Raw genomic sequence first — 24,053 nt, forward strand, 5'->3', positions numbered from 1 at the left:
CTCCTGAAATTAAAATGAAGTAAGGTCGTTTATCGAGAGCTCCAGCAGTCTCGTTGCGTAACGGTAGTTATGCAGACCGAAGCTTTTATCCGAAATTATAAAGTTGTAGTTATACGCGGCGCGGTTAAGCGCATCCGTAAGGGCAGTGTTGCCTGTTACGCTGTAAGATGCGGATATTTCACTGCCGGAAGCACGTCCCGCGAGGGTGTTTATACGCTCTTTAAGCGTGTTCATAAGTGTTCTGACACCCGCTGTTCTGCCCAGATAGTCGTATCTGCCGTCAGCATCAGCCGTGACTCCCGCATGGCATGAATCGTTGCAGTATGCGATCCTGTCGCTTCTGTTTTCGCTCATGGTCATGCTGTGGGTTTTGCCCGCATCCCTGTTCATGTGGCAGTCTGCGCAGTCAAGCAATGCTTTGTGAGCCGTGGTAAGGTTGGGAGTTTCGCCGTATGTCCAGCCGCCCTTGCCCTCAAACATCTCCGCCTGAGCGTTGTGGGGAACAGTGCCTATTCCGGCTCCGTTCGTGTTGTGGCACATGTAGCATATTTTACCGTCTCCCGCGCTGACAGTTACACTGCCGCTGTACAGCGTGAGCGTATGACTGCCGGAAACCCTAAGCTGTGCGTTGTGTCCGCCTTCCCCGTGGGGGTCATGGCAGACGTTGCAGGTGATTCCGCTGATTTTATCTGTCTTGTCGCGGGTTATATCCACGCCGAATATCATTCCGAGGGCTCCTTCTCCGCTGTGGCACTTGAAGCAGGCCTCATTTGTCACAACGATGGAGTTTGATACCGTATGGGCATTTTCATGTGTGCTTTTGCCTGTTGAGTTATAAAACTCTGCGAAGTGGCCGCCGCTCTTGCCTGTGTCATGGCAGGTGAGGCACACACCGGAGGCGAAGGATGTTGTTTCCGGGTGTCCCATGAACCTGATAGTTCCGCTCAGGCCGCCTATATAGGTCGCTGTGGGTCCGTGGCATGCTTCACAGGTGACTCCTTTAAGATGCGCGGAGGCGGTGGAGGCATTTGTATTGACAGTCATTGTATCATCAAAACCGTAAACTGCGGGATAGTCGTCTGTTCCGTTGCCGCTTCTGTCAGCAAAGAAATTTCCTGTTCCGTGGCATACTGCGCATTCAGTGCTGTTGGCGTTGGTTACTGCGGTGTTGTATGCTCCGGCGTGGCCGCTTGCGCTCCAGACGGACTGGAGATCTCTCATTATCTCCCTGCCGTATCTGTCTTTGTACTCAGGTGCGGTTACGGAACCGTTGTGACAGAAAAGGAGGCAGTAGGACCTGTTGTTGTTTTTATCGTATGAATATCCGTAGACTTTTATTTCAAGGCTTTCGGATGCTGTTTTTATGCTTCCGGTCACTGTTGCGCTTACTGTGTAGCTGCCGAACGTGTCGGGGATGAACATGGCGCTGCTGCCTGAAATTGAGGGGGCAACCGATGAGCCGTCAGGTTTTTTCACTGTCCATACCACATTAAGTATGTCGTCCCCGAATGCGGCAGCATCTATATCCATCGCGACTTTCTCGCCGGGCTGAACATTCGAAGTTCCCCTTATTATGTCAGGGTTCTGTATATTGGAGGGATCTGTGAAGTATTCATTGTCTGCAAAAGCCTCTCTGTAGCTTTTGGAAAGGAGTTTAATGAATTTTTTTGACGATGGAATCTCAGCCGCATTCAGGTAGCCCGCAAAGAAGCTGAGCGGAATGTCGGTGGAGGCGCGTATAATCCCCGCCGCGGGTTTTGTTGAGGACTGAATAACGGCGCTGTTGTTCAGGATTGCAAGGAAAACTGTGTTGGCATCCGTAGCTGTGCCGGACAGAGTGTACGGTATGGTGACTACTGCATCATATATGGCAGCGGGGGCGGAAGAAGAGACTTCATCTGTGAACCTGACTGAGAACACGGGTGAAAGAGCTGTATATCCGTCTTTCACATAGGCAGAATCAGTTCTTTCTATATATGCTGTTCTGCCCGCCATTGCAGGAACGCTGGCCGTAACGGAAAAGCCCTCGAAAAGCCCCGTGCCTGTATAGCTGAGCGTTCCGTCGGACGATACCGCGGCGGTGACGATTGTTCTTGTCTCTGTGTCAACGGAAGGTTTTATATGGTCACTTCCGCCGCATCCTCCGATATAAGCTGCGCTTAATATAATCAATAGGAGTCTAATAAATTTCATATGTTATCCTCGTCAATCTTCACTTGCCTTCTGCATTGTGCTTATCTGTAAGAACCTTAAGAAGTTCAGCCGTGTTTTCTTCGCTGTGGCATTTTGCGCATAGCTGCTCTTTGCTTACTTTATCCGTACTGAGCAGGAGCGGATCGTTTGAAAAGTGCGGTGTGTGGCAGTCCGCACAGTCCAGAGTTTTGTTGAACTTAGGCATAAACACTTTATCCACAGGGTGAAACTTGATGTAGCTTTTCTGATGGTAGTTAAAGCCGAGTTCGCTTGAGGCGTGGCATCCGTCACAGAGTTCGTTCACGGGTTTCCTGAGATGGGTTTTATCCGTGGATTTGTGCGGTGAATGGCATATTGTGCAGAATCCTGCTGCGACGGGGCCGTGTACATACTGAGCGGGCTTCATCTGTATGCTGAAATTGTTATGGCATTTGAGGCAGGTTTCGGAAAACGGCTCCTGCGGGATAAGGTTGTTGTCCTTTTCATGACACTCAAAGCATTTAGCCTGTTTAACAGGGGCGTGCACCCATGTGCCCATGAATTTGTCCCGGTGACAGTTTACACAGTCATTGAGATCCTGAAATCTGTGGCAGTTGAGACATATCTCTCTTCTGTCACTGCTGTGGAAGTTCATGTAGCCTTCGGTCCAGTCACTGATAGTGGTCGGGGAGTTAACCTTGTTTATCTGCACAGTGTTCACATCCTTTCCCTGCGAAATAACAATAGTGTTATCGCCCGGATTAAGCTTGAGAATGGTCATGAGCATATAAAAATTCTCGCCGTTCGCATTCTTCGACTCAATGAGCTTCTTGACACTTTTTACACCGTTTATCTCAATAGTTACCGGATCTTTAACCGATGACTTTCCGATGATATGTATGTCGCTGACAGACTTCACTTTATTAGTGATCGGGAAAATTATGTCCAGTTTAGCAAAAGCCTGCGGGGTGAGCAGGAAAAAGCTACTCAGAACCAATATTATAATTTTCCGGCAACCGAATCTCTTCAGCATGTGCACTGTCCCCTCGTGATTCATATATTTTTTTCAGGTAATAATTGACTTTGTTCTTATCCTCATAACGGTCTTTGACACCGTTCAGAATTTGCAGGGCTTTATCGCTGTCGCCTTTAAGGTAAGACGCTATTCCGCTGTAAAGGATACATTCTGTGCTGTCCGTGCAGGAGGAGAAAACCTCATAGGCGCGCTCAGCCGCTTTCAGACGCAGATAGGTCTGCCCCAGCAGAAGCTTGCCCTTGTCATCCAGTTCGGCGGCATTAACCTTGTCCATCTCGTGTACTGCTGCTCCAAGCTCGCCCTTTTTGGCAAGCATCAGCACCAGATTCATACGAGGAACGATTTTTTTATAGTTTTCAGCCTTTTCCGCAGCATCAATCATTTCTGCCAGTCTGGCTTCATCTGTTTTGCCTGCGAGGTAGGAGAGATACACCGGCGTAAGCGAGGCAAAACTGCCGTCCTTACCGATCACTCCGGCGGGCTTACCCTCTCTGGCAAAAACCATGTAGGGCGCATCCGCATCGGGAGCCGCCCTGTATATACAGGCCTTGCTGTCGGACTTTTCAAAAAATGAAGTGAGCGTTTTTTTATCCGCACCGGAGACATCGGCGCAGAAGCACTTCACCCCTTCAAAACCTTTACAGTCCTTGAGGTATTCCGCAAGAATATTGAGATCGAATCTTTTGGTATGATCAAAGAACAGCACCGCCTTTCCGCCATGGGGAGATTTAATCTCTGAAACGGCCGAAAAAACGGGCTCCGCAGCGGAAGCGGCCTGAAGCGCGCTTCCGGCATCCGCAGCATGGGCGCCGGCAGCTGAAAAAACAGCCGCTGAGAGCGCCGCAGCAAAAAAAGTGTTTCTCATAACTGAAAATGAAAGCATTTACTTACCCTGAAGTTTTTGCAGGTTCTGCTGTATAATGAACAGGTTCCTGAGCACTTCGGATTCGCCTATTTTTTTATTTCTGCCCTGTCTGTACGCCTTGTCATGATATTTGGAGAAGAGTTCCTCCGTCAAATCGCCGTGGCATACCCTGCAGAATTTGTCTTTTACTTCAAGCTTCAGGAAACTGTCTTTATCAGTTCCGTCCACATTGTAGGCTGCCTCCGTGCTTCCCTTTTTCCAAACGTGCGGGTCGTGGCATGTCTGGCAGGTTATAGAACCTTCCGCAGATACCTTGCCGCCGTCATCATACAGGAAAGCTTTGTACTGCTCCCTGTACGGGAATATTTTAAATATCCTGTCATGAGCGGTGACTTCCGGGATTTTTTTGTAGCCGTAGCCGTCCTTCTTATGGCAGTCGCCGCACATTTCAAACGCGAATACTGATTTTCTGCCCTGCTCAAAAGCCCACATAAGTCTGTTGTCCTTGTGGAAATTATGAGGCATATGGCAGACATAGCACGCGTTGGTTTCCGCTGTCTGTCTGACTTTTTCGGTCATGTAGTCCAGCTTAGCGAGGTTATGCTCCGAGTATACAACAGGTTTCTGATCCGCATGGCAGGCAAGGCACATATTGCTTTCGCCGGTGTCTCTCACCATACCCTTAACGGCCCCGTGTACATCGTGGCATGTAGAGCATACTATTTTTCCATCAAGAAGGTAAATATCAATTTCCTTTTTAAGTTTAACATTTGTCGGGTGGCTTGTTGTAATTTTTGTTTTTTCCGCCGCTTTTCCCTCACTGTGGCAGCTTTTGCAGATTTTCTCAAAATCTGTTCCCAAGGCTTTGTCAAAGAGGAAATATCCGCTGTTGTGCACCATGTGGCATGCACCGCAGGAGTTTCCTTCATCCTTTGCCTTGGCAAATTCAGATACGTGCTTCTCAAAGTTGGCAACATTGTGCTTGGACTTGGCAAAGTCCTTTTTATCGCTGTGGCAGCTCTGGCAGAAGTTGCCGTCCTTCATCAGCTCTTTGTTAAGGAAGCTGTTACGGAAGGTTCCTTCCTCGCCTTTTTTGGGGCCGTTCTGGTGAACAGTGTGGCAGCCTGAGCAGTACAGGTAATACCCGCCGTCCTTTTCTGTGAGGAACTTGCCGTATTTCTCATGTGCTTCTATCTTGCCGAGCTTGTGTCCGTCATGCACTGTTTTCTTGGACGCGGAGCCTTTTTCATTGTGGCAGACATAGCAGTAGTCGTCCTTGGTTTTGTATGCGTATTCGAGGGTCATAATATTGCCGTCGGTCTTGGCATTATGAACACTGTGGCACTGGGCGCATACGGGAGCTTCCGCCTTGTCCTTCTCCCTTATATCATGGTCTGTTCCTGCTATCTCTTTCTTGCCTTCGTGGCATGCTGAGCAGAAGTCATCGAAGTCACCGAAATCACCCCGCAGGAAATCTTTGTCTATTTTGCCTTTTTTGGAAGGCCTGTGCGGGTCGTGGCAGCTTGTGCATGTGAAGGTTTCATCGGTGAGCTTAAAGCGCTCGTCAACCTTACCCTTGGTTTTCATATTCACAGGGTGAGAGTGCGCTCCGATCACCTTCTTCTCCGCGCTTCCGCCGGGTTTGTGGCAGTCCGTGCAGCCGTCATCCTCTTTTTTGACAAGAAGACGCTTGTTGGTGCTGTTGTGCACCTTATGGCAGTCAAGGCAGCCGTTTTTCAGCTTCTCTTTACCGTGGAGAGTGTTTTCCACCATTTTCTTTTCATCATGGCAGACTATGCAGAGGGCGCCGTTTACAGCCTCCACTCTGAGGAAGTTTTTATCCTTGGAATGCACATCGTGGCAGGTGGCGCATGTTACCATTCTCTGTTTGGATTTATCGCCGCCTATTTCAGTGAAGAATTTTTTTACCTCGCCGAAAAGAGGGAGTTTTTCATATGATTTCATATCCGCCTTGATGTCCTTGCCCACCGGGTGGTTGAACATTGTGGAGGAAATGATTTTCTCCTTTGCGAACCCTTTTTCCTTATGGCAGCTCATGCATCCTTTGGTGATCATATCGTCATTAGTGTTAGGCAGAGCCAGCGACCATCCGTGGGGATCGTGGCAGCTTTCGCATGTACCTTTCTGCTGTGCGGTTTTGCCGTCCTTGGTGACGAACCCTTTCACTGTTTTCATGTCGTGCTTGGAATCAAGCACTGTTTTCTGCCTTTCGTGGCAGACAAAGCAAAGCGAGTTGTCGGTGTTGCTCCGCAGGAGCAGTGTCTCTGTCTTGGCTTTGTGGACGGAGTGGCACGTAAGGCATATCACTTCGTTGCCTATGCCGTATGAGCCGCCCTCGGCCTTGATCTTGCTCACCTGAGTGGCATTGTCCTGCTTTATGTTAATCGGGTGGTTCAGCATGCCTTTAAGGTAGTTGTGATCCTTGTCGTCGCTTACCTTGTCAAGGTGGCATGTTGCACAGAGTTCCGAATGGTTTCTGTAGTTAATGAGGAGCTTCTCCTCTTTGGGTGAGTGCGGCGTGTGGCAGCTCTGGCAGATTACCTCGCCTTTTGCGCCGAGTTTGCCGTCAAGCTTATGTATCCTTGAAGCTATTTCATCCCTGTTTTCCTTAACAGGGCTCATGGGGTGGGTTATGCCCATTTTTGCGGAGCCTATATCCTTATGACAGGCTTTGCAAAGCTCTGAATTGGCATTTTCCATTCTTAAGAATACGCTTTTTTCAACACCCTCATCCCTTGGCGCGCCTGTTGAGTGTGCTGAGTGGCAGGTACGGCAGTCAATCTTGCCGTTGTTAAGCGGAAGATTGCCGGGGATTGACATATGCGCGGGGATTTTATCGAGCTTGTGAACGTCACCTGTCCATATTTTAATGCGGCTGTCCCCCACTGTTCCGTTGTGGCAGGAGAAGCACATTCTTTCGGTGGCGACCACTTTTTCCTTCTGAAATTCGACCAGCGGCGTTCCTTTGAGGTCAAAGAGAAATTCAGGCATCCATTCATAGTGACAAATGGAGCATTCCTTTGAGGAATCGGGGTTCAGTTTTTCTTTTTGAGCCTCTGCGCTGAAAGAGCAAAATATCAGGGCTGTGAGTAAAAACAACAGACTTCTCAATTTTTCTCCTTTAACTGAAAAATGAATACTGTTTTCTCAAAGGCATCCACCACGGCGAGTGTGCTTCCGGTTACCCTGATATGGGTCACGGAACCGAATTTCAGCTTTTTGCCGTTTGTATCAGTGAGAACGCCCGCAAATTTTCCGTCTTTATCGAAATACTGTATGAGACCCGTATATCCGTCGGCAACGAGCAGCTTATCACCCTTGAGGGCTATGCCTGTGGGGCGGTAGAACTGCCCCTGATTGATACCCCAGCCGCCGATAAATTCGTAAAATTTCAGTTCCTTTGTGATTTTCTGTATTCTTGTGTTGAGAACTTCGGAAACAAGAAGATGACCTGCCTGATTGAAGGCAACGGCGTAGGGATACCAGAACTGGAGGCGCTCCTTGCCGTATTTTCCCGCACTTGCAGCTTCCTTTGCCTCAGCAAGGTCAATTTTGACTATTCTGTGGTTGTCATTATCCGCCACATAAGCATAGCCGCCGCTGACCGCAACATCTGTCGGGTCGAAAACAGCCAGCTTTGCTGAGGAATAAACCTCAAACTTAGGGGAGAGCATGTCCAGAGAATTGCCTTTATTGTTGCAGTAAAGATAGTAGTTGCCGTTCTTGACAAAACAGTTGCCGCCTTTAAGGAATTCTTTTTTAACGGAGGAAACGGCACTGCCGTTTCTGTAGATGGTGTAGCTTCCGTTAAAGGCGTCGTATATTCCGGCTGTATCTGCTGATTCGATTACAACGTCAGCCGGAGTTGCCTGTTTTCCGGATGTGACTTTATACAGAAGGGACGCGCTGATCTCCAGCGCGTGCCCCTGTGTTATTGCCGAAAATATTATTACTACCGCAAGTAAGAGTCTCACTTAGTTTTCCTCGCTGGGTTTCAGGAAGTTCGGTATGTAAAATTCCTTATACCTGTCGATCATGCCTGCAACCTCGTTTCCGACTATCTGCGCCATCCTTCTGTCCGTGTAGCCGATCTCCCTAAGAGGAAGGTAAGCTTCGTTTACGTTGGGGTTGTGGCACTCGTTGCATTTAACTGAGTCCTCAAGCTTTGTCATGGGTCTGTGAATCACTTTCAGAGAAGCGCTCTTCGCAGCGGGAACCATTTCACCGACCTTGCTTTTGAACTCGCTGACATATTTTTTCATAGGCTCAGCGTCAAACACTCTGGGCTCTGTTCCGCCTCTTTTAAGGGGCATGAGTTTATACGGAGTGTCCTCAAGGAAGAAGCCGGGGTCTATGCTGGGCTTTTCATCTCCTGTAACCTTGTCATACCAGACATACTTATGGTCACCGGGAGTTTCGCTCTTAACGTGGCATGTTTCGCATGCCATGAAGTAAGCGTGCATATTGAGGAAAGCCCTGATCTCCTTTTTCTTGTCGTGGGGTACGTCCCCGTGGCAGGAAACACAGAGGTTGCGGCTGTCTGTGACGCCTTTTGCCTCTGACTTGTGGAAATCATAAAGCTTGTGGATCTGGCTTATATCCTTGTACGCAAGGCCTGCGTTCTGGGCATCTACCCCTTTCAGCATTTCCTGATACAGCCTGTCCTCTTTGCTGAGGCTGTCCGCGTGGGCTTCACCGTGGGGGGTGTGATGCCATATGTGCATAACGAGTATGAACACTATATAAGTGGAGTATACAAGGAACGCTATCCCTGCCAGGCAGTATAAATATCTTACAAAAGCGGGTCTCTGCTTACTCATGGTGAGAACCTCCCCTGTTGTATTTGCCGCCGGTGGTGCTTTCCTTCATAAATTCGATCTGCTCTCTTATGAGCTCTATTTTTTCCTGATTGGTAAGCATTTCAGCTTCCCTCTCCTTATCAAGGTCAAGAAGACGTGAAGGGTCTTTCTCCACTATGCGGTTTATCCTCGCCCACTCCATGTAGTACTCATGCTTCATGAGATGCTCAGGCAGATAGCCTGTCATGAACAGAGGCGACATGGGGAACTTGTCGTAGTTAACGTGAGCGTTGTACATGTGCCATATGAAGATAACGCTGACGGCAAGCATAGCCTCGTCAGAGTGGGCAATGTAGCTGATGTTCACCGCCCAGCCGGGAAGGAATGTTGTAGCCCATACGGGGAACCACAGGAAAAGACCCGTGAGGCCGAGAACGGGAATACCCCAGAACACCGCCCAGTAGTCAAACTTTTCTCTCCAGTGGAATCTCTCGTGCTTGGGCATATCATCGCTTATGAAGAGAGCGTATTTTATGAACGCCGCTATATCCTGCGCATCCTTCTTACGGGGGCACATGGGTGAGTAGTAGACAAAATTGCCGAACTCGCCCCATGAGAAGGTTCCGGTTTTTTTAGCCGGTATGATGTAGTTTACTGCCATGTTCTTAAACAGGTAGTACCAGTGGTAGAAGAACTGAGCCACCATGATAACACCGCACACCCTGTGGATGAGCCTTGTTACGTGGAGCCCGCCGAACATTTCTATCATGGGTTTTGCCCATGGGTAGAAGTGGAACTTAAGCGGGAAGCCCGTAGCCACGAGGAGTATGAACGTGACCATGATAAACAGGTGCTGAACTCTCTGGTTCTGAGTGAGTTTCAGGTAGTGTTTTTCGCCGTTTTTTATTTTAACTAATGGTAATCCTTTCATTTCTGTCACCCCCGCTCTTAACCGTTTTTCTTACGTCTGAAACTCAGTTTCGGGAACATTATCCTGATGAGTTCGAGAATCATAAGACCCTGAAGCATGAAGAACACGCCGAGGGTAAGTACGGTGAAAGCAAGAGCCACCCAGAACTCAATGGGGTAGAGGTCTTTATCGATCACAACGTGCATTCTGATCAGACCGAACTCCCTAGTGGTGTTCGCGTGGCATCCTTCACCCTCACAGGACTTGTACCTGTTTTCCACATAAGTGGCGCTGTCGGGGCTTTTATGGCTGAGTATCTTGTGAACGGACTGTCCGTCTCTCACGTGGCAGTCGATACAAGTGGGCGCATTTTCCATACCGAACTCAACCGCCTTTCCGTGGAAGGTGTCAAGATAGGTGCTGGCCGCGTTTTTCAGCTTGTGTTTTTCCGCCATGTCGTCCCTTGAGTGGCACTTGCTGCATGTTTTAACAACATCTTCGCTGGCGGAGAGGTTTTTGATTCTGTGGGTTACGTGGTTGAAATAGTATTTGTAAGAAGGATCCTGATCGTGGCAGACACTGCATTTCTGGAAGATTTTGTCCTGACTTCTGGCATCGTGCACATCCCTTACATCGTCAGTTATGAAACGGTAAGTGGGGTTGCTGTGACAGTCGGTACAGGTGGGAAAATCCTCTGCAATGCGGGCATTCACGTGTTCGTTATCAACATTGTGAATGCTGCCTTTGAGCTCTTCCACGATTTTTTTGTGAGAGAAGGGTTTGGCCGAATCACCCATTGTTATGTGGCATTCGGTTGCACAGTCTACGATCTTGGCTTCTTTGTGAGGTATTTCCTTAATGTCCGTGTGACATCCCGTACACTTGACCTTTGTGTGTACGGAGTGGGCATACCTGTCGGAATCCACGTAGAACTGTCTTAAATATCCTTCGTCGCTGACCCTGCTGAGACCGGGATACTTGTGACACATCATGCAGTTTTCATCGTCCGGAACCATGGACGCAGCATGTGCGGAAAGCGTGCCGAACAGAATGCCGACAGCCATGATGGTAAATAAGAAAAATATTCTCATCATCCACTCCAGTTTTTTTAAATAAAAGAAATTAAAACAGAAGGTTATATTTCCTAGTTTCCATCTAGACTAAAAGATCTAATCTGTGTTGTCAATAAAGATACTGCGTTTTGGAAATGATATGCCGAAATTATTGAAAATACAAAAATCCGCATATTCATAAGTATTTCAATGATTAGCAAACATATGTTATCACAGGGTTTGGAGCATAGGTCATTTTAGGGTAAAGGACAGGAACAGCGTTATAAAAAACACGGTTTTACTTGAGCTTTACCGCTGTTTCCGGGCACATTTCGATAGGCATAGCTATATTATTGATGCAAAAGATAATAATAATATTTATTTACTAGGTTTTCTGTTTTGCTGAAAAGTCTTATTGAAAATCAGTAAGATTAAGAGCGGAGTAACTCACGGAAAATATTCCACGGATAAAAGGACGGTATATCCGCAGTGACCGAGATCTCACTTCCCAGTGTGGGGTGTATAAAACTCATCTCCCGGTGGTGGAGGGCTATTGATTCATTTTCAGGTTTCAGTCTGCTGCCGTATTTCGTATCGCAGGCTACCGGACAGCCTATAAAGCCTAGCTGAGCACGGATCTGGTGGTATCTTCCTGTTTCAAGGCGTATCCTGAGGAGTGAAAATCCGTTCATTTTTGCGATACGCTCATATTCAAGAACTGCGATCTTGGAACCCTTGTGCGGATTCGGGGTTATCTTTGCCTTAAAATCACCGTGTGAATGGTGATGGACAAGGGTTCCGCTCTCCTGAGGAGGGTTGCCCTGAATAACGGCAAGATAAATCTTCTCCGCCTTTTTCTCCCTCAAGGAAGCATTCAGACGGGAAAGAGCCTTGTCGGTTCTGGCAAACAGAACAGCACCGCTCACAGGCCTGTCCAGCCTGTGGACAGTATGGAGAAACACATTACCCGGTTTGTTGAACTCCCTGCGCACCCACTCGCGGGCATGCTCCTCAAGACTGTCCTTATGCTCGTTTGACACCTGTGTGCTCAGCCCTGCCGGTTTATTAACCGCCAGAAGATGGTTGTCGCTGTATAAAATATCTAATTTCATTTTTATGCCCTGTCCGTTTCTGTTATTTATAAATTGTTCTCAGGAGGATATTGTTCCCGCATATGGTTGGTAAATAATGTTTTTAGGTCATTCTGAACACAGTGCGGGCACAGCCGGAAGCTTATCCCCGCTTCCATGCGGCGAAATAGCCTGCCGGTATGGGCAGCGGGCTTTCGCCTCTGTCCAGAGTGAGCTCTCTTGTTTCGATCTCGCCGCCCTTGCCTTTCATCGCCTGAGTGAGGATATTCTTAAGCGTAAGCGGAGTGTAGCCCGGAGTATGGCATGTGAGTATTATAAACGAAGGATTATCGTTCATCACGCTGCGGCAGAGTTTTATTATTTCAGGCAGATGAGTGTCTATCTTGAATACTTCGCCCTTGCTGCCTCTGCCGAAGCTGGGGGGGTCGAGTATTATGCCGTCGTATCTTGAACCGCGTTTTTCTTCACGCTTAAGGTACTTGATCACATCATCGGTGATCCATTTGACTTTTGCAGGGTCAAGCTCGTTGAGAATTATGTTCCTCTTCGCGAGGTCATTTATCTTCTGTGAAGCGTCAACATGGGTCACTTCCGCCCCGGCCTTGCATGCAGCGAGGGTCGCAGCGCCGGAGTAAGAGAAAAGGTTCAGCACACGGAGTTTCCTGTCCGCACTTTTTATAAGCTCGGCCATGAAGCCCCATGAATACCTGTGTTCGGGGAACACGCCGAGATGTCCGAAGTCTGTGGGGCTGATGTAAAACTTCAGTCCGTCTACCTCTATCACCCACTCTCTGGGCAGTGTTTTTCTGTATGACCAGCTGTTCCCCCCTTCTCTGGAAAATATTGCGTGAACGTTCTTCCATTCGTTTTCCGAAACGGATTTGTTCCACACTGCCTGAGCGCAGGGTCGGTCCAGTATAAAGCTGCCGACCTTTTCCAGCTTTCTTCCGCTTCCGCTGTCCAGAACTGAATAGGTTCCTGAGGGGTTCATAGACTGTCTCCTTTTGAAAATCCGGTGATCCGCTGAATCTACCAGAAACGGCAGGGAAGGCAACAGATAAAAAAGAAAAGCCTGAGCGCGGGAAGAGTTCATCTGAGCTTGATTCAATATTTATTTAAACTTTTACTTTTGCTTTACTCCAGGACTGTTAATCTATGACAGTATGGGGTTTTATGCTCGAAAAAGAGCATGTCCGGGTGTGTGAACCAATGTAAAAATTGTTTAGGCATTATTTTTCTAGTGCAATTATTACGCAAGTGCCTATATTCCCTATTGGTTTTATCTGAGATAAAAGAGGTCGCAATAAGATGAGATTGCTGTTGATTGAAGACGATTCGGATCTTGCGGAAAACGTAATCGACTATTTTGAAATGCAGGGCTGGAGCGTGGACTACGCCATTACAGGTGAGGCGGGTCTGCAATTCGCACAGGAGAACCATTATGATGCTCTTGTGCTTGACATCAACCTTCCCGGCATTAACGGTTTTGAAGTATGCAGGCTGCTGAGACAGAAACTGAGGCTGAACATGCCCGTAATTATGCTGACTGCCAGAACCATGCTTAACGATAAGCTGGACGGTTTTGAATCAGGTACGGACGATTACCTGCCGAAGCCTTTTGAGCTTGCTGAGCTCAAGGTGCGTCTGGAAGCTGCGGTGAGAAGGACAAAGCACAGTGTCGCAGAGGTTTTTGAAGTGGGCGGGCTCAGCCTTGACCCTGAAAACGGCTGTGTTATGCGCAGCGGGAAAATAATAGATCTTCCCGGAGTCTGTTTCACCATCCTTCGCGAACTGATGGAGGCTCACCCAGGTATAGTTTCCAAAGAGGAACTGGAGTACGCCATATGGAAGGATCAGCCGCCGCAGACAAATGCCCTCAAAGCGCATTTTTACACACTGCGCCAGCTTGTGGATAAGCCTTTTGAGAAAGAACTTCTCCATACAGTGAGGGGAAGAGGATATAAAATAGCCGAAGAAGCTCCAGAGGAGCCTGATGCGGTTTAAAACCGGCCTAAGAAGCAGAATAATTCTTGTCTTCATAGGCACAAGCCTTCTTCTTGGTTCGCTTATAGTTTTCGGGGTTATATTTTCGACCCAGCTAAGCGAAACAAGATCAAAGCAGAGGACGATAAAAATGGAGGCGGAGTATTATCTCCGCAGCCATATGTCCACCTTTGCTGCCCCTACCTCCAACTCATTTTTTATGCCGAAGCCGTCTTCACCGTTCATAAATGTTTACTACGGTGAAGAGCTTCTGCCGGAGTGGGCAAAAAAGGATCTGACCAAACTGCCTGAGGGAGAATATTCAAGAACCAGCAACCAGCAGAAATATCACATTATCATAAGAAATCTGCCCGACGGCGAAAGATTCTACATGCTGTATAATGTTACCAGGCTGGATGCCAGCAGGGAATCACTGAGCTCTCTCCGGGTTACTATACTTGGTGTGCTCATGCCCATCATGGTTTTCGGCTTTGTTATGGGGCTGATAACGGCGCACAAGGTCATCAACCCTGTGGTCACTCTGGCTGATTACATAAAAGAGCGCGGTACGGGCTCCCCGCTGCCGGATGACTTCGTAAACAGTTACAGGGATGATGAGATAGGCTTTCTCGCTGCCACCCTGAAAAACACTCTGGACGATCTCCACGCTTCCGTAGCAAGGGAGGCAGCATTCGCAAGGGATGCATCACACGAACTGCGGACACCCGTGGCCACAATCAAAGGCGCTCTGGAACTGCTGGAACAGACCGGGGCTACTGAGGATGAAAAAATCGCCCGTATAGTGGGGCGCGTGGAACGTGCCACTGCCAAGATGGAGCATCTTATCAAATCCTTCCTCTGGCTTTCCAGATACGAAACCACAGGGGAGTTTGACTTTGAGGAAACAGACACCCTGACAGTCGTGAATGAGACTGTTCAGGAGCATATGTATCTTATAACAGGAAAACCTGTTAAAGTTGAAGTAGAGGAGCTTTACCCCCAGAAGCTTCCTGTCGCCCCGCAGGTGATGAACATACTTATCTCCAACCTGCTGCGAAACGCATTCACCTACACCCAGACAGGCAAGGTGACTGTGATTATAAGAGAAAAGTGTCTCTCAGTGAAGGATACCGGCATGGGCATAAGCAGCGCCCAGCTTAACCTGCTGAGAAAAAACTCAGGAAAATACCACGCGGAAGGCTTCGGCTTCGGTGTCGCCATAGTAAGGCGTCTCTGTTTCAGCCTCGGCTGGAGCTTCCTGATTGAATCTGAAAAGGACAAGGGTACAACCGTCACGCTTTGCTACAACTTAAAAGAAGACTGCGGCTGCGACACCAAGGTTGCCGCTGAAAATGAAGCGTGACGCAATGCGTTATTATTACGAGGTTATTGTTTTATGAACGGTTTTGACGGAATAAGCAGAAGAGACCTTCTAAAAATGGGTCTTTTTTCTTCCGCCTTAATGCTGAGCGGATCTTACAATGAGCTGTTTGCAATGACAGATAAGTCCGCTGCCGTGAAAATTCCTCACGCCACACACTTCGGCGCGCTTAAGGCTGTTGTCTCAGGCGGCAGATTCATGGGGGCGGAACCTCATGAAAATGATTACGCGCCTACCTCCATGCTTTACAGCCTGCCGGAATACGTGCACTCGCAGAACAGAATAAAATACCCCTGCGTCAGGAAAAGCTTTCTCGCCGGGCAAAGAAACACAGCACTGAGAGGCTGCGAGGAATTTGTCCGGGTCGACTGGAAAACTGCCCTCGATCTTGTGGCTAAAATACTGAAAGATGTAAAAAACAATAACGGTAACGAATCAATATACCGCCCTTCTTTCGCCGGATGGTCACACCCCGGAGTCATAGGCAGACCGGACATACTTCAGGGAAGGTTTCTGGGGCTTTTCGGCGGATTTACCGATACAATAGGCGATTACTCTGCCGGAGCCGCAACCCATATCCTGCCCCATGTCATGGGCGGGTTGGAAATATACAGCTATCAGACCACCTACGAAATGATAGCAAAACACACCAAAACCATGGTGCTCTGGGGCTCTGACCCGTTCAAGACTTTCCGCATAAGCTATTCTGTGCCCGACCATTCCAGAATTGAGTGGTTCGTTAATATGAAAAACTCCGGAATGAAGTTCATAAGCATAGACCCTGTGTACACCGAAACGGCTAAGTTTATGGATGCCGAGTGGATTCCCATAAAGCCGAACACCGATGTGGCGATGATAATGGCGATCTGCTTTGAACTGCTCCTTAACGGCGAATATGACAGCTCGTTCATGGATAAATATACCGTGGGCTTCGATATTTTCAAAAACTACCTCACAGGCAGAAGCGACGGAGTGCGCAAAAGCCCTGAGTGGGCAGAAAAAATATGCGGCATAAGCTCCGGAACCATAAGAAGACTTGCTACCGAGTTCCGGAAAACAGGTACTCTGCTGAACAGCCACTACGGCTGCCAGCGCGCGGACAACGGCGAGCAGTTCCACTGGGCGCTCATCACCCTTGCCTGTATGCTGGGGCATGTGGGAACTCCCGGGGGCGGATACCACTTCGGAGACGGAGGACTTGCCTATTCCGGCAAGGCTATGCCCCGCAGGATGTCACAGGGGCGAAACCCCGCCAGAACCGTGATACCCGCGTCCAGAATAGGCGAGATGCTTCTGAACCCGGGCAGAACCATTGACTTCAACGGAAACAAGATCACCTACCCCAAGATCTCCCTGCTGCATAATATGGGCTCAAATATCATCACCCAGCACCCCAATACCAATGAACTGCTGGAAGGGATGCGCGGAGTGGAGAACATAATCACTCACGAAATAGTATGGAACGCCACGGCTAAATATGCGGACATAGTTCTGCCCGTTACCTCCACTTTTGAAAGAAATGACATAACCTACGGAGACCTCTATTCCAATACACATATATGGGCAATGAAACAGGTTGTACCGCCTCTTTTTGAATCCAGAGACGACTACTGGATACTCACTGAGCTTTCCAAACGCCTCGGTTTTGAAAAGGATTTCACCGAAGGACGCAGCCAGATGGACTGGATACGCTGGAGCTATTCAAATGTGGAAACCAATGTTCCTTTTGAGCAGTTCTGGAGACAGGGTTCGATAGAATTCAAAGTGCCTTCAAAAAATAAAAACTTTGTCAGGCTTGCGGATTTCCGCAAAAACCCTCAGGCTTCGCCGCTGTTCACCCCATCGGGCAAGATAGAGATCTTCTCCGAAAAAGTTGCCAGCTTCGGCTATGACGACTGTCCGGGGCATCCCACATGGATCGAACCCAAAGAGTGGCTTGGGGCTGATCTGGCAAAAAGGCATAAGTATCACCTTCTTTCCATACACCCCAAACACAGGCTGCATTCGCAGATGGATAACATTTCCCTTAAGGAGCAGTACAAAGTGAAGGGGCGTGAACCGATTGTCATTAACCCTGATGATGCCCGTGAGCTTGGAATAAGGGAGGGCGACCTCGTTGAGGTATACAATGACAGGGGCTCGATAATCTGCGGGGCACAGGTGAGCGCCACACTGAGAAGGTTCGTTGTCAGGGTTGACGAGGGGGCATGGTACTCCCCGGAGGAGCCCTGCGGTGTCGGAGCGCGATGTGTCAGCGGCAATGTGAACGTTCTCACACCATCCAGACCGACATCAAAACTGGCTCAGGCATGTGCCGCTCACAGCTGTCTTGTGTCATTAAGAAAATTTCAGGGAAAAATTAAAAATAACGAGGCGTACAAAAATCCGGTTGTAATAACGGAAGAATAATATTAAGTAATAAAGATGAACAAAGCCATCACTATCAGTTATACATTTTTACTACTTCTCTTCTGTCTGCTGAGTGCCTCTGCCTCTGAAAAGGGCTGGCTCAATAAAAACATTGAACTCACTGATGATAAAGGAAGAAAAACCGTTCTCCTCCAGTTCGGTTCACCCATCGAAGACAGCAGGCTCACTGCGTGGATGAGAAAAGGGGATAAAACCCTGTACTCCGAAGACGGCAGGATGACCTACGGAATACTTTACGAATCCTCAGCGGCTGTTGAAACAGGCAGCACAAGCCACGGAATGCGTGAAGTTATGATCAAGGGCTATATAAAAAGCGAGTACATATCCCCCAGCCTCGCCTCAGCTTTGAGAGAGTATGAGGATATGTACTACGAAATATGCAGTTCCTGCCACTCGGCCATTAACCACAGAAGGTTCAGTGTTGAGCAGTGGGCGGGTATAATGAGCTCAATGAAGACCCATGCAAAAATATCTGACAATGATTCTGCAGGTCTTTACAGATACATAAAACTGATTATCACCGAATAAACTTCATCTTTCTCCTATTTTTCTCTTTTTATCGAATTATACAGCCGTCCTCTTTACCTACTGTTTACCCCTGTCATGTTAGAAATATCACAATTCATTCAGAACATGATCTGTTACAGCGGCGGCTCCCCGGCCGCCAGACGAGGAGGAAGATTATATCAGTTTTCCAACAGGAAAAATTTAAAGATTTAATGAGTGTTACCAGACGTTCATTCCTTAAGTGGAGTGCCGTGCTCGGTACTGCTGCAACGCTCGGCTGCGGAAGCTCAAGCAGCAGCGATGACAAAAATGACGGCCCCAGTGCTCCGTCTTTCGACAAAGAAGTATGGAACGGCTGCAACGTTAACTGCGGAAGCCACTGTCCCCTGAAACTTCACGTTAAAGACGGTGTTGTTGTGCGCGTAAGCACAGACAATGAAAATCCCGATGAATACGGCGACTACGGCGCAGGATTCCAGTTCCGTGCCTGTGTACGCGGACGTTCAATCCGTCAGAGACTTTACAACCCTGACAGGGTGAAATACCCCATGAAAAGAGTTGCAGGTTCTGTAAGGGGCGAAGGCAAGTATGAAAGGATCTCATGGGAGCAGGCGATAAACGAAATATCCGCCAAAATGCTTCAGGTTAAAAGCAACTACGGTCCCGGTTCGTTCTATATTCAGTACGCAACAGGCACTATAGATGCTTCATTTGCCAAATCATGGACACCTGCAGCAAGCCCCCTCGCAAGGCTTCATAACCTCTGGGGCGGATGGCTCAACCATTACGGCAACTACTCAACACCCCAGATAGGGCCGTACCTTCCCATGCTGCTCGGCGGTTCCAGCCAGAACACCATTACGGATGCTGTAAACAGCAACCTTGTGGTTCTCTGGGGAAATAACCCCGCAAACACCCGCATGGGTTCAGGCGCACATTACACATATCACCTTCAGAAGGCTAAGGAGAAAAACCCTAACCTGAAATTCATCTCAATCGACCCGCACTACAACGATACGGCGATTGCGCTTGAAGCTGACTGGATAAGCATAAGACCCGGAACAGACACTGCGCTTGTTGCCGGAATGGCTTACTATCTGCTTGATGAAGGTCTTCTGGACGAAGCATGGATCAATGCTCACTGCGTAGGCTGGAGCGAAGCTTCAATGGCCGGAATAGTCGAGGCAACAGGTTCTGCTGACGGAGCTCCCGAAGGAACTGAACCTGCTGTTCCCGCAAACAGTTCATACAAGTCATACCTGCTCGGACTGGGTGCTGATGCTACCCCCAAAACTCCTGAGTGGGCATCTGAAATAACAGGTATTCCTGTTGCCATTATCAAATCTTTCGCGAAAAGACTGATAAATGAAAAGCCCGCGATGATCATTCAGGGCTGGGGACCCCAGAGGCATTACCTCGGCGGAAACAACTGCCGTGCAATCAGCCTTATGGCAATCCTCACAAAAAACATCGGTATTCAGGGCGGCGGTTCCGGCGCACGTGAAAGCGGCGCATCAGTGAGCCTCAGCTTCAGGGCGTGGTCAACCACATTCCCCTCAAACCCTGTTACTTACACTGTTTCACACTACACATGGTATCAGGCTATACTTGATCATACATCAATGACACGCAGAACATGGGGAGTAAAAGGTCTGGCAACTCCCGATACACCTCTGCCCCTCCCCATTAAGTTCATATGGAACTATGCGGGCAACTGTATGACCAACCAGCACGGCGATATTAATGAAACGATGAAGATGTACAAAGATGAGTCCAAATGCGAATGCATCGTGACAATCGAAAACAGCTTCACTCCTTCTGCGCTTGTGTCAGACTACATTCTGCCCGACTGTACAAACTGGGAGCAGAACGACGTAACCACAAACTCCGGCGGTAACTCCGCTATCATGGTATTCGATACCAAAGCGGTTGAGCCTCTCTTTGAGTGCAAAACTATTTATGAAATGCTTACTCTTATCGCTGATAAAATCGGCATAAAAGAGCAGTTTACCGAAGACAGAACACAGGACGAATGGCTTGAGTTCCTCTTCAATGAAACTCTGAGAGTCAGCGGCGATCAGGGTGTGTTCACTGCTGAAAACGGTCTTGACACTTATGCCAAGGCAAAAGCTGCCGGTCTGGTAAGAAAGGTTGTTCCCACTGCCACTCCCACAGTTGCGTACAAGGCATTCGTTGATGACCCTATAACCAACAAGGTTTCCACACCTTCCGGCAAATTCGAGATCTTCTCAAAAAGGCTGTACAACCTCAGCCACCAGTGGGTTCTCCCCGGAGACGGTCTGGACAGAATATGTGCTATTCCTGAATTCCATGCCACTCAGGACGGATATACACACTCCAAAAGAGATGAATATCCCTTCCAGGTTGTAGGACACCACTATAAACAGAGAACACACTCGACCTACTACAACACTTCATGGAACAGGGAAGCCAACCCCCAGACTGCGTGGATCAACTCCGGCGATGCTTCTAATCTCGGAATCCGCCACGGAGACACTGTGGAGATCTGGAACGACAGAGGCAAGGTAAGAGTGAAAGCGAAAGTTACTCCGAGAATTATGCCCGGCGTTATAGCTCTTCCCCAGGGTGCATGGTACAACCCCGGCGGCAAGTGTTTTAACAGCAAGATCGAGCATACGGGCAGCATAACCGCTGCTGAAGTTGGCAACACAAGCGTTGTTGACCACGGCGGATGCAATAACGTTCTGACAAGCCTGCGTCCTGAAGCTTACTCAAAAGGCAACTGTCAGCACAGCGTTCTCGCTAATGTCAGGAAAGTCGGCTAAGAGGGAGGCTCAAAATGGCTAAACAATATGGATTTTATGTAGATACAAAGCACTGTACAGGGTGCAAGGCATGTATGAACGCCTGTAAGGACAGACAAAATCTTCCTGAAGGAACAAAGTTCAGAAAGGTTTATGAATTTGCGGGCGGAAGCTGGCAGAATGCGGACACAGATGCTTACAAACCTGATGTGTTTGCTTTCTATTCTTCAATGGCCTGCAACCAGTGCGATGCTCCCGCATGCCTTGAAATCTGCCCCGGCAAGGTTTACAGCAAGCGTGAAAGCGACGGCGTGGTTACTTTTAACCCCTCCACATGTATTTCATGCTTCGCATGCAGAGAGGTATGCCCCTACACCGCACCTTCATACAACTATGAAAAAGGGCATATGACAAAATGCGTTATGTGCACAGATGAAGGTTCGGCTGACGGAGTACCCGCTCCCGCCTGCGTTAAAGCATGCCCTTCAAGAGCTATAGATTTCGGTGAAATCGGCGCTCTTAAAGCGAAATACGGCAGCCTTCAGTCCATAAGCCCGTTCCCTGCAACCACAAAACCGAACATAGTGTTCAAAGCTCACAAAGACGCTGACGGCGGAGTAAAGGCCGTTAACATCGAAGAAGTTTAAATAAACATACGGAGAGGGGGCAACCCCTCTCCTCTTTAAACCGCATAACGGTTTTTTCATTTGGAAGGAGAAGTTAATGGATAAGCTGCTTAATAAAAACTGCGAAAAGGTTTATCAGGATCTCCTGGGGGTTACAATCGCTCACAGTTTTATGAATAAAGTGTTTGTAGAAGCACCCACAAAGGATTTCATCGAAAACCTTAAAGTTACGCACATTCTGGAAAATGACTGGCCCATGTGCGAAAGTCTTGAGTCTGTTACAGGGCTCGGTCTGATGAAAAAATATCTTTCAGGCTATACGGAAAGCAGCTTCGGAGAACTCACAGACAATTACAATGTGCTATTTATAGGCCCCGGCCCGCTCCTTGCGGCTCCGTGGGAATCTGTTTACACTGAGCCTGACAAAACCCTTTTCGGTAAATCCACACTGAATGTAAGGGAAATGTACAGGAAAAACGGCTTACAGATAAACAAACTGCACAAAGAACCTGATGATCACATCGCATACGAATGTGCGTATATGAATTTCCTTCTCTCAAAGCACTTGAAGCTTTTGAGAAAGATGAAAAAGAGAAATGCTGTGAGCTTGTGGAGGACATGCGTCTTTTCTATGGCCTGCATATGAAAAAGTGGGTTGTTGAGTTTGCCGACAAAGTGATCGAAAACTCTGTTACCGACTTCTATAAAGGAGCCGGATGGCTGCTTAAGGGCATGATCAAAGAAACCTCAGCCCTGCTTAATAACATGGATAATTAGCCAAGACCCCTGTTGGTACCATTAACATATATTTCCAGGAAACGGGCACGCCTGACCAGCGTGCCCTTTCTAATTTTATAATAAAAATTTGTCATCCCTGAAAATTTTTACACACGCTCGCGCCGAACTGCGTTCGTCTTCGCTCGCACGGCGCAACTCCATCCGTGGAGTTGTTCAGGCTGTCCTCACTGCTCTGGCTCCGCTTGCGTTCCTCGCATTCGCTGCGGTACGCGCTCCGCGGACACATCCATGTGTCTGGTTAATAACAGCACACACAATAAATCTTCCCTGCATTGAGACTGAAAAATCCCCCTCCAGTCCCCCTTTACAAAGGGGGAAGTTATTGCTGATAAAGAAAAATACCCCTCTTTAATAAAGAGGGGCTAGGGGAGATTTACAAAACAAACTGCATATGTCTTCCATAGGTTAGGGAGGAACAATAACTGCGGAACATCTTAAGATATTCCGAGGATTGAGATTCTTCATTCCCTTCAGAGTGACAGTGAATTGCGTTGCTGCAAGCGGCATATCAAAAGTCTATCACTATCTCACAGCAGCGGTTGAAGTAATCTGCCGCTCCGACTTAACTGTAAAAAATTGCCATCCTTGAAATTTTTTACACACGCTCGCGCCGAACTGCGTTCGTCTCCGCTCGCACGGCGCGCTCCCACTCCTTGGGAGCGGAAGCGGCATGCTCAAAAGTCTATGACTATCTCACAGCAGCGGTTGAAGTAATCTGCCGCTTCCTTGTACATATCCTTTTCATAGTAGATTTTGGCGAGGGCGTAGTAGACGCGCTCCTTGCGCGGGTAAATATCTTTTACTGATTCAAGCTCCGTAAGGGCTGTATCATACTGCTTTGTCTGCATATAAGCATAACCGAGAAGGAATCTGACCTCCGGAACCGTGTTGCTGATCCCTTGCAGCACCTCAAGAGCCTGCGGGTATTGCTTAAGCATAAAGTAAGCTTCCGCCAGTCTGGTCTTTTCCGTATCACTCAAAGCAGCGGGGTCAATCTCAGCGAGGCGCTTGCGGGCATCCTCAGTCTGCCCGCTTTTTATCATGTTTTTTGCGAAGTTTATCTCAGGCAGCCGACTGACGGTTTTATCAACCCCCTGAACATTGGTCATTTTCTGATAATCCGCCTCGGAGATTTTACCCTGTTTAAGCTCTATGAACTTCTCAAGCTTGGCTCTGTACTGCCCTTCAAAGCCTATTCCGTGGATAATTTTGTTATCCCCGTCAAGGACAAGAGTCACAGGCAGGGTAAATATCCCCCATGTGTCGGTCATTTTAGCTGTGTCTGCGGCGAATATAACGTTCTTTACCGGTTTCAGCGTTTCGTTAACGCCAAGTTCCACCGCAACGCATACAATATCGCTTTTTTCGCAGAACTGCTTAAACTCCTCAAAGGTGTTTTTGCTGAGCCTCTTATCCCCTTTCCAAAGGAGAAGAGCCTTGAGAGGCGCTTTATCCTCTTTATCGGTATAAGCTCCAGCGGAATAGGTGAATTTTTTCATTTCCACCCTGTCCCCCTCTTTCAGTTCTTTCAGAGGAAAGGCAAATGCGGCGAAGCTCATAAAAACTGCGGCAAGCGCAAGCGCGGTTTTCTTCATA

19 protein-coding genes are annotated in these 24,053 nt (G+C 48.3%); 8 read left to right on the forward strand and 11 right to left on the reverse strand.

Features of this window, described 5'->3' with window-relative positions; translation table 11 throughout:
- Positions 1-9: 9 nt before the first annotated feature.
- The 10 genes from OSQ85_RS07120 to OSQ85_RS07165 all read right to left on the reverse strand — a co-directional run bounded on the left by OSQ85_RS07120 (position 10) and on the right by OSQ85_RS07165 (position 12,937).
- Positions 10-2,193, reverse strand: coding sequence for a multiheme c-type cytochrome (locus OSQ85_RS07120; protein ID WP_265822157.1), 2,184 nt, complete (start codon positions 2,191-2,193; stop codon positions 10-12).
- Between the two features lie 19 nt (positions 2,194-2,212).
- Positions 2,213-3,169 carry a cytochrome c3 family protein gene (locus tag OSQ85_RS07125; RefSeq protein ID WP_265822158.1) on the reverse strand — a complete coding sequence of 319 codons (957 nt, stop codon included), beginning with the start codon at positions 3,167-3,169 and terminating at the stop codon, positions 2,213-2,215.
- On the reverse strand, positions 3,156-4,091 hold the full coding sequence (locus OSQ85_RS07130; RefSeq protein ID WP_265822159.1) for a tetratricopeptide repeat protein: 936 nt from the start codon (positions 4,089-4,091) through the stop codon (positions 3,156-3,158). The genes OSQ85_RS07125 and OSQ85_RS07130 overlap by 14 nt, the downstream gene beginning before the upstream one ends.
- Positions 4,092-7,205, reverse strand: a complete 3,114-nt coding sequence (locus OSQ85_RS07135) for a cytochrome c3 family protein (RefSeq protein WP_265822160.1) — start codon at positions 7,203-7,205, stop codon at positions 4,092-4,094.
- Positions 7,202-8,068 carry an NHL repeat-containing protein gene (locus OSQ85_RS07140; RefSeq protein ID WP_265822161.1) on the reverse strand — a complete coding sequence of 289 codons (867 nt, stop codon included), beginning with the start codon at positions 8,066-8,068 and terminating at the stop codon, positions 7,202-7,204. The genes OSQ85_RS07135 and OSQ85_RS07140 overlap by 4 nt, the downstream gene beginning before the upstream one ends.
- Entirely contained in the window at positions 8,069-8,914 is an 846-nt protein-coding gene (locus tag OSQ85_RS07145; RefSeq protein WP_265822162.1) for a cytochrome C, read from the reverse strand.
- Positions 8,907-9,824, reverse strand: coding sequence for a formate dehydrogenase subunit gamma (locus tag OSQ85_RS07150; RefSeq protein WP_265822163.1), 918 nt, complete (start codon positions 9,822-9,824; stop codon positions 8,907-8,909). Before OSQ85_RS07150 ends, OSQ85_RS07145 begins: the two co-directional genes overlap by 8 nt.
- Positions 9,825-9,841: 17 nt before the next feature.
- Positions 9,842-10,894 (reverse strand): cytochrome C, encoded by a 1,053-nt coding sequence (locus OSQ85_RS07155; protein ID WP_265822164.1) that lies wholly within the window; start codon positions 10,892-10,894, stop codon positions 9,842-9,844.
- Between the two features lie 392 nt (positions 10,895-11,286).
- Entirely contained in the window at positions 11,287-11,967 is a 681-nt protein-coding gene (locus OSQ85_RS07160) for an RluA family pseudouridine synthase (protein WP_265822165.1), read from the reverse strand.
- A 121-nt stretch (positions 11,968-12,088) separates the two neighbouring features.
- Positions 12,089-12,937: a class I SAM-dependent methyltransferase gene (locus OSQ85_RS07165; protein WP_265822166.1), complete on the reverse strand. Its 849-nt coding sequence runs from the start codon at positions 12,935-12,937 to the stop codon at positions 12,089-12,091.
- Positions 12,938-13,254: 317 nt separating this feature from the next.
- On the opposite strand from OSQ85_RS07165, the gene OSQ85_RS07170 reads away from it, so the two are divergent.
- The 8 genes from OSQ85_RS07170 to OSQ85_RS07205 all read left to right on the forward strand — a co-directional run bounded on the left by OSQ85_RS07170 (position 13,255) and on the right by OSQ85_RS07205 (position 22,436).
- Positions 13,255-13,950 (forward strand): response regulator transcription factor, encoded by a 696-nt coding sequence (locus OSQ85_RS07170; RefSeq protein WP_265822167.1) that lies wholly within the window; start codon positions 13,255-13,257, stop codon positions 13,948-13,950.
- On the forward strand, positions 13,940-15,292 hold the full coding sequence (locus tag OSQ85_RS07175; protein ID WP_265822168.1) for a sensor histidine kinase: 1,353 nt from the start codon (positions 13,940-13,942) through the stop codon (positions 15,290-15,292). Before OSQ85_RS07170 ends, OSQ85_RS07175 begins: the two co-directional genes overlap by 11 nt.
- Positions 15,293-15,325: 33 nt before the next feature.
- Positions 15,326-17,719 carry a molybdopterin-dependent oxidoreductase gene (locus tag OSQ85_RS07180; protein ID WP_265822169.1) on the forward strand — a complete coding sequence of 798 codons (2,394 nt, stop codon included), beginning with the start codon at positions 15,326-15,328 and terminating at the stop codon, positions 17,717-17,719.
- 15 nt (positions 17,720-17,734) lie between these two features.
- The gene (locus tag OSQ85_RS07185) at positions 17,735-18,268 is read left to right on the forward strand and encodes a hypothetical protein (protein ID WP_265822170.1); all 534 of its coding nucleotides are present in this window, start codon (positions 17,735-17,737) and stop codon (positions 18,266-18,268) included.
- A 191-nt stretch (positions 18,269-18,459) separates the two neighbouring features.
- Positions 18,460-21,054 (forward strand): DMSO/selenate family reductase complex A subunit, encoded by a 2,595-nt coding sequence (locus OSQ85_RS07190; protein WP_265822171.1) that lies wholly within the window; start codon positions 18,460-18,462, stop codon positions 21,052-21,054.
- Positions 21,055-21,068: 14 nt separating this feature from the next.
- Positions 21,069-21,680: a 4Fe-4S dicluster domain-containing protein gene (locus OSQ85_RS07195; RefSeq protein WP_265822172.1), complete on the forward strand. Its 612-nt coding sequence runs from the start codon at positions 21,069-21,071 to the stop codon at positions 21,678-21,680.
- Positions 21,681-21,756: 76 nt separating this feature from the next.
- Positions 21,757-22,305 (forward strand): TorD/DmsD family molecular chaperone, encoded by a 549-nt coding sequence (locus OSQ85_RS07200; RefSeq protein WP_265822173.1) that lies wholly within the window; start codon positions 21,757-21,759, stop codon positions 22,303-22,305.
- Positions 22,302-22,436 (forward strand): hypothetical protein, encoded by a 135-nt coding sequence (locus OSQ85_RS07205; protein ID WP_265822174.1) that lies wholly within the window; start codon positions 22,302-22,304, stop codon positions 22,434-22,436. Before OSQ85_RS07200 ends, OSQ85_RS07205 begins: the two co-directional genes overlap by 4 nt.
- 695 nt (positions 22,437-23,131) lie before the next feature.
- Here OSQ85_RS07205 and OSQ85_RS07210 read toward each other — a convergent pair.
- The gene (locus OSQ85_RS07210) at positions 23,132-24,052 is read right to left on the reverse strand and encodes a tetratricopeptide repeat protein (RefSeq protein WP_265822175.1); all 921 of its coding nucleotides are present in this window, start codon (positions 24,050-24,052) and stop codon (positions 23,132-23,134) included.
- Position 24,053 lies beyond the last annotated feature (1 nt).

It is taken from the genome of Geovibrio ferrireducens, assembly GCF_026226615.1.
In the GTDB taxonomy this organism is placed as follows: domain Bacteria; phylum Chrysiogenota; class Deferribacteres; order Deferribacterales; family Geovibrionaceae; genus Geovibrio; species Geovibrio ferrireducens.

Coding starts and splice junctions, on each gene's coding strand:
- OSQ85_RS07120 (WP_265822157.1), bottom strand. CDS start 2,193: ATGAAATTTATTAGACTCCTATTGATTATATTAAGCGCAGCTTATATC.
- OSQ85_RS07130 (WP_265822159.1), bottom strand. CDS start 4,091: ATGCTTTCATTTTCAGTTATGAGAAACACTTTTTTTGCTGCGGCGCTC.
- OSQ85_RS07145 (WP_265822162.1), bottom strand. CDS start 8,914: ATGAGTAAGCAGAGACCCGCTTTTGTAAGATATTTATACTGCCTGGCA.
- OSQ85_RS07150 (WP_265822163.1), bottom strand. CDS start 9,824: ATGAAAGGATTACCATTAGTTAAAATAAAAAACGGCGAAAAACACTAC.
- OSQ85_RS07155 (WP_265822164.1), bottom strand. CDS start 10,894: ATGAGAATATTTTTCTTATTTACCATCATGGCTGTCGGCATTCTGTTC.
- OSQ85_RS07160 (WP_265822165.1), bottom strand. CDS start 11,967: ATGAAATTAGATATTTTATACAGCGACAACCATCTTCTGGCGGTTAAT.
- OSQ85_RS07165 (WP_265822166.1), bottom strand. CDS start 12,937: ATGAACCCCTCAGGAACCTATTCAGTTCTGGACAGCGGAAGCGGAAGA.
- OSQ85_RS07170 (WP_265822167.1), top strand. CDS start 13,255: ATGAGATTGCTGTTGATTGAAGACGATTCGGATCTTGCGGAAAACGTA.
- OSQ85_RS07175 (WP_265822168.1), top strand. CDS start 13,940: ATGCGGTTTAAAACCGGCCTAAGAAGCAGAATAATTCTTGTCTTCATA.
- OSQ85_RS07180 (WP_265822169.1), top strand. CDS start 15,326: ATGAACGGTTTTGACGGAATAAGCAGAAGAGACCTTCTAAAAATGGGT.
- OSQ85_RS07185 (WP_265822170.1), top strand. CDS start 17,735: ATGAACAAAGCCATCACTATCAGTTATACATTTTTACTACTTCTCTTC.
- OSQ85_RS07190 (WP_265822171.1), top strand. CDS start 18,460: ATGAGTGTTACCAGACGTTCATTCCTTAAGTGGAGTGCCGTGCTCGGT.
- OSQ85_RS07195 (WP_265822172.1), top strand. CDS start 21,069: ATGGCTAAACAATATGGATTTTATGTAGATACAAAGCACTGTACAGGG.
- OSQ85_RS07200 (WP_265822173.1), top strand. CDS start 21,757: ATGGATAAGCTGCTTAATAAAAACTGCGAAAAGGTTTATCAGGATCTC.
- OSQ85_RS07205 (WP_265822174.1), top strand. CDS start 22,302: ATGAAAAAGTGGGTTGTTGAGTTTGCCGACAAAGTGATCGAAAACTCT.
- OSQ85_RS07210 (WP_265822175.1), bottom strand. CDS start 24,052: ATGAAGAAAACCGCGCTTGCGCTTGCCGCAGTTTTTATGAGCTTCGCC.